The organism is Priestia sp. YIM B13551 (genome assembly GCF_042787905.1).
Classification (GTDB): domain Bacteria; phylum Bacillota; class Bacilli; order Bacillales; family Bacillaceae_H; genus Priestia.
The window spans coordinates 235130-246926 of record NZ_JBHZOX010000006.1 but is presented as its reverse complement, the minus strand read 5'-3'; the positions used below and the strand labels follow the sequence as shown (position 1 = coordinate 246926).

Sequence of the window (11797 nt, the reverse complement as noted above, 5' to 3'; positions counted from 1 at the left end):
TCTTCCAGTGGCCATTATCATTTCCCCTCTCTGCAATTGAGATTTGAAATAAACCGTCCTGTATAGATTCAATAACAATAAAATAAATCCTTCTTTAAATATTCAGTACTAGCTAAATAAAAAGACAGATCCATTGAAGATCTGCCTGTCTAATTAATTATTTCATGTAGTTATTAACTAAAACGTAGCAACGTTCTCTAGTCATTTCGTGTAAAATACGAGCTTCTTCAGCATAAGCCCAGGTACCTCCACCGGCTTCTTTCAAGTCTTTTTGAGAAGCAGCATCTCTATCCTTAATCCATTGGCGTTGTTTGATTTTAAGATTATTCATTTCTGATGAAGATAATTGGTTCTTTAATTCACTATAGATATCATTAAGAACCTTATCCCACATATCATAATTAGTATATGACTGATTCATTCTTTCGCCGTCGATCTGAGAAGTTGCCGGCACTTCCTGAGCTCTTGTCTGCTCTAGTATATTTAAATACCTAGCTTTTGTACTACTACTTGTTGTAGCCGAGCTGTTTGATGATGAAGTACTTGTCGTTGGGCCAGTCTTTGATACAGTAGTAATCGGCCCATTTTTAGCGATGTCAGTTAAGTATAATTGATTATTGATAAACACGGCTGTGTACATCCAATTATATTTATTTGTTTTTTGAGATCCATCTGGTTGTATAACAGATACAGTCTCTACAGTTTGTATTTTATAGAGAGGACCATTGGAAGAAGTCCCTGCCTTATTAAAACCGACTACAGAATAACTCACCCAGTTTTCTTTAATGCCCTTCTTATATAAGTTTTGTACTAATGATTGTTGGTCATTATACAAAGAACCTTTTAAAGTGCCAGCTACATTGCTAAAATCACCTGTATTAATTGCAGCCGTTAGTCCATTTATGTAGTCTGCCATTACAAGCGCTGCTGTATCCTTAGTTACAGAAACATTATTTGAAGTTGTACTTGAACTACCCGAATTTTGCTGATTACTATTTTTGTGAACATCACTCGCATGAGCGCTACCTTCTACATTTGAAGTTTCTCCAGTATTACTATCTGTAACCTTGTTGCTATCTTGCCTAGTCTTAATAGCACTAGTATCTGTAGTTTCCTGGTTGCTACCTTTCTCTGTTTCTACTGTTTTCGAATCCGCTTTCTCCTCTGATTGGCAACCGCTAACTAAAAATGTAGTTGCCGCTACTAATGAAATAATACCTTTTTTGTACATAGTTGTTCCCCCTCCTAAGATGTATATTATATGTATCTTTAATAGTATGATTTAAACTAATAAATTCTTTTAAACTAGTAATTCCTAGTCTTTTTCCTTTGTAAGCAATAAGTAACCCCTACAACTAATGAAAAAATGAATAATAATATCCCCATGCTATAATTCCTCTTTATATGTAGTATATAATCCCTAGTAATATTAACACATAATTCATGTGTAGGAAATGCTTGCTAATAAAAAAAGTCCCCTATCAGGGACCAAATTTACTATTGGACTTTTTCTTTAAATTCAATTTTCAAATCCAAAGCGCTTAATAATGTTGCAAGTGACTTTAAAGAATAGTCTTCGGCACAAGTAATGCGGGATATTTCAGAAGTACTTAAACCATTAACAGAATCTGATACGTCTTGATAAGATAATCCTCTTTCACTTAGCCTTGCTCTTACAGCATCTCCAATTTCTTTTCTAGCCTCATATAGACTCATTAATAATCACCTCGTATTCAGCCTGCCCGAATACAATGGTAAAAAAACCTAATTAAAGGAAGCAAGGGTTAAATCCTCACTTCCTCACATTCTTTATTATGCAAAATAAAAACTTTGTTTGTTAATTATTACTACAGAACAAATTCTCATCATCCGCTTCTGCTCCACCATATACTCTATAGCAATGGTCTAAAGTCGGACTTGATCCGTCGCCACTTGAAGCTAGTTCTGTCTGAATCTTTTCTAATGCGGCTGGTGATAACCAACTTCCCATATCTGCTATTGCATCGTTTGCAGCCTCAATTTGTTCTTGACTGGCAGCTTCTGCATCTGCTTGTGCAGCTGCTTCCGCATCCGCCTGTGCCTGTGCATCTTCTTCAGCTTGTGTAGCTTCTGCATCCGCTTCTGCTTGGGCTTGTGCCTCTGCTTCTGCTTTTGCCTGTGCAGCTGCTTCCTCTTCTGCTTTTTTATCTGCTTCAGCCTGAGCTTTTGCTTCAGCTTCTGCTTGCTCTTGTGCCTCTTTATCAGCTTTAGCTTGGGCTTCTTCCTCTTCTTTAGCTTGTTTGTCAGCTTCAGCCTGTGCCTCTGCTTCTGCTTTAGCATCAGCCTCTTCTTGAGCTTTTTGATCAGCTTCTAGTTGAGCATAGTAATCGTCTAACTCTCTTTGCATTTGCTGTTGCTCAAGATCAGATAACTGTGCTTGTTGATTTTGAATTTGACTTTGTAGCGTAGCAATTTGGCTTGCTGAAGCATTATCAATCATATTAACGTTTTGAATATAGTTACCTGTATTATCAAATGTCACTTCCATCATTGAAAAGACGTTTTGTTCTTGGTTAATTCCGTAATAGATGTATTCGTTATTACCTACTTGGATGTATTGATAACCAACCATTAAGTTCATAAGGTAATCCATGTCTGCATTATTAGAGCTAACAGCTTTTTGTAAACTTGTTGCTTTTGTTTGCAGAGCATGAGGTGTTGCTTCTTTTAGAACACCTGCTTCTTTACTAGTCTCTTTACTACTCTCATTTGTGTGCACCGCTGTTTGTGATGTAGTATTCTCTTTTTGTGGTGCAGGTTCACTAGTTTCATTTCCACAAGCAGTTAACGCCAGTGCTAATAATGGCGCTCCCAAAACAACTTTCAACATTTTCATAAGTAATTCTCCCTCGTATTTTATCTTTTTTTCCCTCCTGATAGCTCATTGGAACTATTAGAAAAGTCTGCTATTATTATACCAAAATTAAGTAATGTTTCTATATTTTCTTAAAATTAATTCATTGTTTTTCATGACAATTTTCGCAAAAACCTTCTAAGGTTACTTCATCTACATACTTATTACATGCATTACACATGTAGCTAACATCCTTTCCTTTACTTTCTTCTGCAACAAATGCTTCAAATTTACTTGTCATGATCCTCACCTCCTTTCAAGACAACACAAAAAGCCCCTAGAAAATTCTAGAGGCTAACTTTTCATTGGTTTTTATAATTTACTAATTAATTTTCAAAAACAGGTTTTTCTGGATCTACATCATCAGTGTAGACACCATCAGGAGAGCCCGCTTCAAATTTTTCCATCTCATCACGGAGCTTATCATCGCTCACCTTTTTAATGGTGTACCCCGTTTCCGTAGGAATCATAACATCATGACTTACTTTAGCCATACTACACCTCCATGTGGATATTTTTGTGCTAAGGATAATCCGTACTTTTCCTCAGAAAACATAAGTCTGTCTTTAAAATCAAACTAAATGTATTCCTACATCTTTATATGTTCTTTTTAAATTGGTTGTGCCTATCTAGATTATAAAATTTATTAGAGGAATAAAAAAAGACCTCCAGTAATGAAGGTCATTTCTTTTATTATATTGCCTATTTATGCTCATTTTAATGAGTTATTACTGATCACAGCCAATTCCGTCACCATCACGGTCAAACTTGGCTTCGAATCCTGGCTCGCCTTGTCTAATTGGGGCTCTTCCTGCTGCACGAACTTCTGTACAGTTTGCGAATGAAGCTGTCTGAGTTTGTTGTTGCTGTTGTTGAGCCTGTGCTTCAGCTTCAGCTTGAGCTTTTTCTTCAGCTTCTTTACGTGCTTGTTCTGCTTCAGCTTGTTGTTTTGCTTGTAACGCTTCTTGTTCTTTTTGTTTCTGCTCTGCTACACGCTTTTCTTCAGCAACACGAGCTGCTTCTTCCTGTTTACGTTTCTCTTCTGCTGCTTTAGCTTGTTCTTCCTCTTTAGCTTTTTGCTCTTCTAATTTCTTAGCTTCTTCTTGTTTCTTTTGTTCATCAGCTTTCTTTTGAGCTGCTTCCTTCTTAGCTGTATCTGTTGCTTTTTCTTTATTTACAGAAGCAACTACTTTCTTTTCCAAGTTAGGACTCATTTCAACCTTTTTAACTACGTTGTCCTTATCGTCGAATGTTGCTTGAATCCATTCTCCAGATTTATCTACATCAGCATACATATAAACATGGTCTTTCATCTTAGTAGTAAGATAACCTTTCATAATGCTTGTCTTAATAAATTTGGCTTTCGTCATATCAACGTCTGCACTATCTGTATCCCCTACCATTTTATAAACAATTCCTGCTGCTTCCACAAACTTAAGTGTAGGCTTTACAGTAGCACTTGCTGTAGTGGCTGTTTTCTTCTCAATTCTTGATTCTCTTTCAGCTTGCATCTGAGCTTCTTTCTTCTCCTGTGCTGCTTCTTCTTTTGCTGTTTGATCACCTAATACATAAAAGAAAATCATCGATAAAACAAAACTTACTGCTGTTGTTAAGAATAATCTTTTGACAGGCTTCTTCTTAAAGAGTCGAACAATTCCCCAGATTAATGTGATTAGAAACACACCTAGTAAAATCATTGCTAAAATGCCAAATACCATTTCTTTTCTCTCCCTCTTATATATTTGTTTTTAGTTAACTCCGTAGAAGATAATATCTTTATTGTTTATTAACTTTATACTCTTCCCCAACGATATTACCTACAGATTTCATAACAACTTTTTGCCCTGATAGATTTTCTCCAGCATCACCATAAACTTTACGTAACTCTTTGGATTGTTGGAAAGGATAGAATCTTATTCTGATAGTAATTTCCCCAGATTGAAAATTACTAAGGTCTAAAGTTGTTTGAGCTGCTCCACCTTGCACTTGGAAAGTCCCGTCTAAGCGATCATTGTCGTTGCTTGAATTTCGCACTTCATACAATAACTGTGTCCCATCTTTAAGATTAGTGGCAATATCTATATTGGCAGATTCTACAGTTACTTTAGAATTATCTTTCCAATCTACTTTGAATGTTTGAGATTGTTTTGTAGACTCTTTTTTAGTTGATTCAGAAGAAACAGTTTCTTCCGTTTTAACTTTAGCTTCTTCTTTCTGTTTATCACTTTCTTTTACCTCCTCAGCTCCCCCACAAGCTGATAATGTTAATAAACCTACACTAGCTATCCCCATCAATATTTTTTTCATGTTCCCCACTCCTACTATAATTCTTATATATATATTAAAATCAATTAATATCTTTTTGATTTTTTCCCGAATGATATAACTATTATTCACTGCATTCCTATAATTATATTAAAGGAGTCATATTTCCCATTATAACAAATAATTTCTATTAACAATTGAACTATTTACTTTTTATTGAAATTAAATGAATCTATAAACCCATTATGCTTGATGAAATTATTTTATATCATGGTGAGAAATAGCACATTAAGGCGGTCTTCTAGAACTTTTAGTCCTTCATCATCAAGGTGAGGAACAAGATCTACAAATGTTAATCGCATAACACTTGTAAATACAGGATGTTTTCTCAACTCATCATTTTCAAACTGTCTCTGCAATTGTAGAACCTTTTCTTCTCTTTCCCTACGTTTGTTTGCTACACCTACAGCATTACAGCATTCTCGTAAACCTGGTCTTCTGTCATTGCCACAAGCACACATTTACAACACAACCTTCTATTTATTTTCTCGATGATAAGCGAGTAGTTTTCTAGCTCTCGATTGAATAGCAGGATGATGGTAAGGCAAGTCGAAGCCACTTGAACCATCAAAACTTTCGAATTCTTTATGATAAATAACCATTTGTGCAAGAACTGGATATTTCTCTGTTAGGTCTACTAACTCTTTACTCCATCTATCATATGTTGAATCATCAATGATATTTTCATTTAACTGATAATACAGAAACGAATGAACCAATAGTTGCAGCCTTCTACGCTGAATCAATTCTTGAATAACGGACAAAGACATTTTCTCACCTCCTTTAATTAACATAAGCTCTTGATAAAATACGTCAATAAGCAAAATAAAAGGCCCCTATATAAGGGACCTTATTTATTAAGCGGCTTTATAAAGAGACACAATCTCTTCTAATTCTTCTTCATTGTATTTGTAAGTACGTTTAATTTCCTTATCACCATCAAGAAGAATAACAACCGGCACACCATAACCAATGTTTAATTCCGTTGCTTTTTCAGCGCCTTCTTTTTCCATTACATTATAAGATGTAACTTCTACGCCTTGGGCATCTAAGAAATTTGATACTGGAACACAAGTTGTGCATCGTGGTTGATAAAATTTAAGAATTTCCATGTTTATTACCTCCTTTTCTTATAGATCGTCAAATCCGTTACTGTCATTTGTTTTTGTATATTGACGGGGTTTTTGTTCAAAGAAATCCGTTTTACCTAAATCAACGTCTTCATACGCTTTAATCCAACGTAGCGGATTCGTAGTTGGTCCATCAGGGAACACTGCACGTTTACCGAATCCCATTTGATTACAACGATTATTAGCCATGAATTTGATATAATCACTAACTTCTCTCATTGTAAGACCTGTAATTTTTGAACCAATGATTTCTTCACCCCATTCGATTTCAAGTTCCGCTGCTTTACGGAATGTCTCAATTGCATACTCTTTAAGTTCAGGAGTATCATACTGAGGATTCTCATTTAATACTTCTTTAAAAATCTTCTCGAATAAGCCAACGTGTAACTGTTCATCACGATTGATGTAGTTAATCATAGTAGATGTACCTACCATCTTACGGTTACGAGCAAGATTGTAGAAGAAGGCAAAACCACTGTAGAAGAATAACCCCTCTAAGATAACGTCAAAAATGATTGACTTAAGCATGTTTTCAATGCTTGGATTTTCAGAGAACTCTTGGTAGCCTTTTGTCACGAACTCATTTCGTGCAATTAACTTCGGTTCTGTTTTCCAATACTCGAATACTTCATCTTGTACTTTCTTTGGTACAAGGCTTGATAGTACATAAGAGTAAGAATGGTTATGAACTACTTCTTGTTGAGCAAGGATAACCATTAAAGCATTGATACTAGAATCTGTGATATAGTCAGCCATTTTAGCTGCGTAATCAGTTTGAATGCTATCTAATAAAGCTAGAAGACCAATAATCTTTTTGAACGTCTCTTGTTCATCTGCTGATAGCGTAGGGAATTGTTGAATATCTTTCCCCATATTGATTTCGAATGGCGTCCAAAAGTTAGCTAACATCTTTTTATATTTAGGGAACGCCCAGCTAAAGCGGACGTCATCCCAGTTTAATACGTTTGAAGATTCCCCATTTACGATACCTGTTGAACGGTTAGGTGCCGTTTTATCCATAATAGTTCTTGTTTTTAATTCCGTAGTCATGATGTTTCCTCCCTGATGATATTACGAATGACAAGATTCACAATCGTCGATTACAGCTTGTGAAGTTGAACGAACGTAGTAAGTTGTTTTAAATTTAGCTTTCCATGCTTGTAAGTGAAGGTTCAATAACTCAGCCGCACGGATGTCGTTTGGCACATAGAAATTGAAGCTAACAGCCTGGTCAATATGGCGCTGACGACGAGAGTTTTGCTTAATACTTTGAAGTTGGTCCACAAGGTAAGCAGATTGATAGAACCATGTTGTAGCAGGGCTTAAATCCGGTGCTGTAACAGGAATCTTGTAGTCACGCTTCTCTTCTGCATACATTTTACGGAAAATCGGATCGATACTAGCTGTAGATCCTGCAATGATAGATGTACTTGCATTAGGAGCAACAGCCATGATGTAAGCATTACGAACACCATTAACCGCTACTTCAGCCGCTAATCCATCCCAATCAAGGTCTGACTCTTGAGCATTTTCTCCGATATATTCACGACGCTCAAAGTATTTACCTGTTTCAAATTCAGAACCAGCGAAGTAAGGGTAAGTACCTTTTTCTTTAGCTAATTCCATTGAAGCCTCAATTGAAGCATGAGCGATGAACTCATATACTGTATCTGCATATTCAACTGCTTCTTCTGAATCCCACATGATTCCGTTTAAAGCAAGAAGATGATGCCATCCGAATGTACCTAATCCCACCGCGCGGTAGTTATTGTTAGTCGTTTGCGCTTGCGGTACTGGAATGTTATTTAAATCAATAACGTTGTCCAACATTCTCACTTGAATACGAATTAAAGCACGTAATGCAGGGAAGAAGTTTTCACGTTCACGTTTATAAACTTCTCCAAGGTTAATAGAGCTTAAGTTACATACTACAAAGTCACCAGGAATCTTTGTGATGATGATTTTGCCATCTTCTGTACGAACTTCTTCAGTAACCGTTGGGCTTTGGTTTTGAGTGATTTCTGTACAAAGATTTGAACAGTAGATCATACCTTTATGTTTGTTTGCATTTTTACGGTTAACTTCATCACGGTAGAACATAAATGGAGAACCAGTTTCTAGTTGGGAAATCATAATTCGCTTCATGATGTCAATTGCCGGAACACAGTCCCATAACAATCCTTTTTCTCCAAGTAGTCCACTTTCCGCTGCTTCAACTACTTTTGCATAATTGTTACGGAAAGAACCTTTACCTTCCTCTTCATCGTATGAATCTTCTAAGCTGAAGCCTAGTACTTTACGAATTGTATGAGGGTCAAAAATATACCAATCTCCACGATCTTCTACAGTCTCCATGAAGATATCAGGAATTGTTACACCCATGAATAAGTCATGTGTACGTTTACGCTCGTCACCGTTGTTTAATTTCGCGTCTAAGAACGTAAAGATATCTTTATGCCATGTATCAAGATAAACGCAAATAGCGCCTTGTCGTAAGCCTAATTGGTCAACTGCAACAGCAGTATTGTTTAATTGTTTCATCCAAGGAAGTACACCTTGAGAAACACCAGGGAAGCCCTTGATATCCGAACCACGACTACGAATGTGACCTAAATAAAGACCAATCCCGCCGCCATTTTTAGAAAGGTCAGCAATGTCAGAGTTAGAATCATAGATACAACGTAAATCATCTGCTACTGTATCGATAAAGCAAGAAGAGAACTGTCCATAGCTTTTTCCTGCATTAGAAAGAGTAGGAGTTGCTACAGCCATATAACGTTTTGATAATACTTCATATGCTTCTTGAACAAGTGCTAAACGCTGAGCTTTATCTTCTAAACGCATAAGCGCCATTGCAATAAGCATGAAACGTTCTTGAGGTAACTCACAAGTGAATTTGTTTTTAGATTTAGCCATATAGCGGTCAGCTAATGTACGAAGACCAATATAAGTGAAAGCTTTATCACGTTCAGGCACAATAAGTCCTTGAAGAGTGTTAATCTCCTCTTCAGTGTAATCTTCTAAAATATTTGTATGGTAAATGCTTTCTTCTACTAACTTTTGAATAAGTGTATATAACGAACCATATAGTTCTTTAACATCGTATCTACGAGTCTCAGCAGCCTCTGTATATAATTGCTCAACAAATAAAGCATTAGCTACATATGTCCAATTTGGACGGCCATCTTCAATATCTAATTCATCTAATGCACGAAGAATTGCTTGATCAGAAGCCTCTCTAAGTGAAAGATTTGGTCTACTTTCTAAATAATCTTCAACAGCATCATTGAATCTTTGAGCATCTAATTGTGGATAGCTTGCTAACACTTCTTGTGCTCGTTGTTTAATAACGTCTTGTACAGTCGTAGTTGTGTCGATTGCCAAGTTTATTCCTCCCTTATATTTTTTTATTGTCATTGCTATGTAAACAGCAAGAGTAATCATAATTTTTCGATAAAGAACTACATCTTGTAGCTCATCCGTTTCGAATACAATTGTTAATAAAACCATTAGATTTTCAAAAGTCAATTCGAGATATGCTCTTTTTTTTCGACTCGATGCCCATATATTGAATTTTTTTAGACAAAACAAAAAAGACCAAGGATAAAATCCTCGGTCTTCATTCACTACTTATGATTGAACAGTTGCAGCTACTTCCTTCTTCGCAATGTCTTCTATTGTCATTTGTTCTTTCTTATCAATGTTTTGATATTTCTTTGGTAAATTATCTATTAGAGCTTCAAAAATAGCGGCTTTAGCATGATCTCCGCTACCACTAAACACAAGCTTACCTGTTTTTGTTTCAGTTGCTCGATATTTTTTCCAATATGAATAATCTTGTTTCCAATTTATCTTACCTATTGTTTCAAAAATTAGATCTTCATCCATATCTGTTAGATAACGACAATGGTTAACGAACTTACATATAGCTCTTAGGGCATAACTTTTTTCAATTAAATACTTATCCTTAGTATTGATATCTGGTGGTAGAGCTAAAAAGATTTGGTCAAATGTTTTATCCGCAATCTTTTTATGCTTTTCATACGAATCAGGAGTGATTTCGCTTTTACGCTTATTAATTTCCCAGAACATTTCTTTCACACTACTATAGATAGTTGTAAGTAATATTGTATTTTTATTTGAGCCCTTAATTGACATCTTATCGTATTCAACACCGTAATGCTTAAAGTATCTATTCTCTTCTGAAACCTCTCTCGCCATTTTAGAGAAGAGATCTGTTTGTGCTAGACGAATCGTAGCGGATCTTGAGGGACGAGTCGCAAGATTATTTGAGTCTGTGAACAATTGGGATTCTTCTTCTTCAGATAAATCACTAAAGATGGTAATAGGAATTGTCATATTTTCTAGCTGAATCAGCGTTTGTCTTGCTTCAGTTTTTAATTTAACATCCGTTATATATTCAATTCCTTCAGATAATTGCGTAATAGCAGCATCTATTCCGAACCAGCGATGTTGTCCATCATTAACTGAAAATTCAGACTCTTTTGTATTAATTGCAATTTTATTAGTTGCTTCATTATAAAAAATGTTTCCTCTTGCTGTACATGTAATACCAGGGAAGAATCTCATAGCTTTTTTCCCTTCCTTGATAAGCTCCAATCCAGAAAGAGTATAGCTTTTTATACTTCTCACTTTACTTTTATTTAATTGTCTTTGAACATCTGGAAAGACACTCAAAAACTTAACTAGATCTCGAAAAGGAAGAAGACTAGAATATATAGCTTTGCCAAATTGATTCCCTCGAATAGCGCTAATCTCCGCCATATAAGAAGTTTTTAGCTCATGCTCCCTCTTCTTTTTCACCATTACCTCAACTTCATCTAGCTTTTTGTCTTTAAACATCTGAAGATATCCCCCTTAAGTCACAGTAGTTGATTACTCTATTCACCATCTATGGTAATAAATCCTCCTAGATGAAAATCTTTCATCAACACTTCAACTTACTTTAAAGGAGCATAATGATCTCTTAATGCTTTTTCTAATAAAGCTTTGTTTCTTTCTAGCTCTACCTTCATTTGTTTCTTAAACAGGTCATATTCTTCTTTACCTTTGTCAGTTAGTTCATAAAAAATAACCTCTTGAAAATCTACACCAGGTTCTCCCTTAATTCTCTTTTCTCTTGTTACTAATTTTTCTCTTGTTAACTCGTGTAATACTTTATACATTTCAGAATGTGTAGGACTGTAACCAAAAGGTTCAAATTCTTTTCTTAACTTATGTAAATACTCTTGTCCGTATCGCTTCTGTTCCATAATAATTTGGTACATATATAACTTCAAAAAAGCTCTTTGCTTTAATAAAAAACCTCTATTCTCGTATTTACTCATTTAAAACAACCCCTTTTGAAAGAAAAGAATAGTGTTCCATTCATTTAATAGGGTAATTATACTACGTTTTAAATACAAATGGGAGTAGCTTAATCTAGAAT

General features: G+C 35.5%; 14 protein-coding genes. All 14 read right to left on the bottom strand.

From position 1 onward, the window contains the following. Positions 1 to 157: 157 nt before the first annotated feature. Positions 158 to 1231: a lysozyme inhibitor LprI family protein gene (locus ACFX4N_RS24805; RefSeq protein ID WP_377263202.1), complete on the bottom strand. Its 1074-nt coding sequence runs from the start codon at positions 1229 to 1231 to the stop codon at positions 158 to 160. A gap of 266 nt (positions 1232 to 1497) precedes the next feature. After that, on the bottom strand, positions 1498 to 1716 hold the full coding sequence (locus ACFX4N_RS24800) for a hypothetical protein (protein ID WP_377263200.1): 219 nt from the start codon (positions 1714 to 1716) through the stop codon (positions 1498 to 1500). 121 nt (positions 1717 to 1837) lie between these two features. Further along, positions 1838 to 2875, bottom strand: a complete 1038-nt coding sequence (locus ACFX4N_RS24795) for a hypothetical protein (RefSeq protein WP_377263198.1) — start codon at positions 2873 to 2875, stop codon at positions 1838 to 1840. 121 nt (positions 2876 to 2996) lie between these two features. Beyond that, positions 2997 to 3134: a hypothetical protein gene (locus tag ACFX4N_RS24790; RefSeq protein ID WP_377263196.1), complete on the bottom strand. Its 138-nt coding sequence runs from the start codon at positions 3132 to 3134 to the stop codon at positions 2997 to 2999. A gap of 85 nt (positions 3135 to 3219) precedes the next feature. Continuing rightward, entirely contained in the window at positions 3220 to 3387 is a 168-nt protein-coding gene (locus tag ACFX4N_RS24785) for a hypothetical protein (protein ID WP_377263194.1), read from the bottom strand. Between the two features lie 234 nt (positions 3388 to 3621). After that, positions 3622 to 4611 (bottom strand): excalibur calcium-binding domain-containing protein, encoded by a 990-nt coding sequence (locus tag ACFX4N_RS24780; RefSeq protein WP_377263192.1) that lies wholly within the window; start codon positions 4609 to 4611, stop codon positions 3622 to 3624. 58 nt (positions 4612 to 4669) lie between these two features. After that, the gene (locus tag ACFX4N_RS24775) at positions 4670 to 5200 is read right to left on the bottom strand and encodes a hypothetical protein (protein ID WP_377263190.1); all 531 of its coding nucleotides are present in this window, start codon (positions 5198 to 5200) and stop codon (positions 4670 to 4672) included. A 221-nt stretch (positions 5201 to 5421) separates the two neighbouring features. Beyond that, positions 5422 to 5679, bottom strand: a complete 258-nt coding sequence (locus tag ACFX4N_RS24770) for a hypothetical protein (RefSeq protein WP_377263188.1) — start codon at positions 5677 to 5679, stop codon at positions 5422 to 5424. A gap of 15 nt (positions 5680 to 5694) precedes the next feature. Beyond that, on the bottom strand, positions 5695 to 6042 hold the full coding sequence (locus ACFX4N_RS24765) for a DNA ligase LigA-related protein (protein ID WP_377263186.1): 348 nt from the start codon (positions 6040 to 6042) through the stop codon (positions 5695 to 5697). 33 nt (positions 6043 to 6075) lie between these two features. Beyond that, positions 6076 to 6330: a glutaredoxin domain-containing protein gene (locus ACFX4N_RS24760; protein ID WP_377263184.1), complete on the bottom strand. Its 255-nt coding sequence runs from the start codon at positions 6328 to 6330 to the stop codon at positions 6076 to 6078. A gap of 18 nt (positions 6331 to 6348) precedes the next feature. Continuing rightward, the gene (locus ACFX4N_RS24755) at positions 6349 to 7398 is read right to left on the bottom strand and encodes a ribonucleotide-diphosphate reductase subunit beta (protein WP_377263183.1); all 1050 of its coding nucleotides are present in this window, start codon (positions 7396 to 7398) and stop codon (positions 6349 to 6351) included. 21 nt (positions 7399 to 7419) lie between these two features. Beyond that, entirely contained in the window at positions 7420 to 9765 is a 2346-nt protein-coding gene (locus ACFX4N_RS24750; RefSeq protein WP_377263211.1) for a ribonucleoside-diphosphate reductase subunit alpha, read from the bottom strand. Between the two features lie 213 nt (positions 9766 to 9978). Continuing rightward, positions 9979 to 11211 (bottom strand): DNA sulfur modification protein DndB, encoded by a 1233-nt coding sequence (locus ACFX4N_RS24745; RefSeq protein ID WP_377263181.1) that lies wholly within the window; start codon positions 11209 to 11211, stop codon positions 9979 to 9981. Positions 11212 to 11309: 98 nt separating this feature from the next. Further along, positions 11310 to 11696 carry a helix-turn-helix transcriptional regulator gene (locus ACFX4N_RS24740; RefSeq protein ID WP_377263179.1) on the bottom strand — a complete coding sequence of 129 codons (387 nt, stop codon included), beginning with the start codon at positions 11694 to 11696 and terminating at the stop codon, positions 11310 to 11312. Positions 11697 to 11797 lie beyond the last annotated feature (101 nt).

Bases quoted from the DNA above. Each gene is read 5' to 3' on its own strand.
- ACFX4N_RS24740 (WP_377263179.1), bottom strand. From the start codon at position 11,696: ATGAGTAAATACGAGAATAGAGGTTTTTTATTAAAGCAAAGAGCTTTT.
- ACFX4N_RS24760 (WP_377263184.1), bottom strand. From the start codon at position 6,330: ATGGAAATTCTTAAATTTTATCAACCACGATGCACAACTTGTGTTCCA.
- ACFX4N_RS24745 (WP_377263181.1), bottom strand. From the start codon at position 11,211: ATGTTTAAAGACAAAAAGCTAGATGAAGTTGAGGTAATGGTGAAAAAG.
- ACFX4N_RS24805 (WP_377263202.1), bottom strand. From the start codon at position 1,231: ATGTACAAAAAAGGTATTATTTCATTAGTAGCGGCAACTACATTTTTA.
- ACFX4N_RS24800 (WP_377263200.1), bottom strand. From the start codon at position 1,716: ATGAGTCTATATGAGGCTAGAAAAGAAATTGGAGATGCTGTAAGAGCA.
- ACFX4N_RS24790 (WP_377263196.1), bottom strand. From the start codon at position 3,134: ATGACAAGTAAATTTGAAGCATTTGTTGCAGAAGAAAGTAAAGGAAAG.
- ACFX4N_RS24755 (WP_377263183.1), bottom strand. From the start codon at position 7,398: ATGACTACGGAATTAAAAACAAGAACTATTATGGATAAAACGGCACCT.
- ACFX4N_RS24775 (WP_377263190.1), bottom strand. From the start codon at position 5,200: ATGAAAAAAATATTGATGGGGATAGCTAGTGTAGGTTTATTAACATTA.
- ACFX4N_RS24750 (WP_377263211.1), bottom strand. From the start codon at position 9,765: ATGACAATAAAAAAATATAAGGGAGGAATAAACTTGGCAATCGACACA.
- ACFX4N_RS24770 (WP_377263188.1), bottom strand. From the start codon at position 5,679: ATGTGTGCTTGTGGCAATGACAGAAGACCAGGTTTACGAGAATGCTGT.
- ACFX4N_RS24795 (WP_377263198.1), bottom strand. From the start codon at position 2,875: ATGAAAATGTTGAAAGTTGTTTTGGGAGCGCCATTATTAGCACTGGCG.
- ACFX4N_RS24780 (WP_377263192.1), bottom strand. From the start codon at position 4,611: ATGGTATTTGGCATTTTAGCAATGATTTTACTAGGTGTGTTTCTAATC.
- ACFX4N_RS24785 (WP_377263194.1), bottom strand. From the start codon at position 3,387: ATGGCTAAAGTAAGTCATGATGTTATGATTCCTACGGAAACGGGGTAC.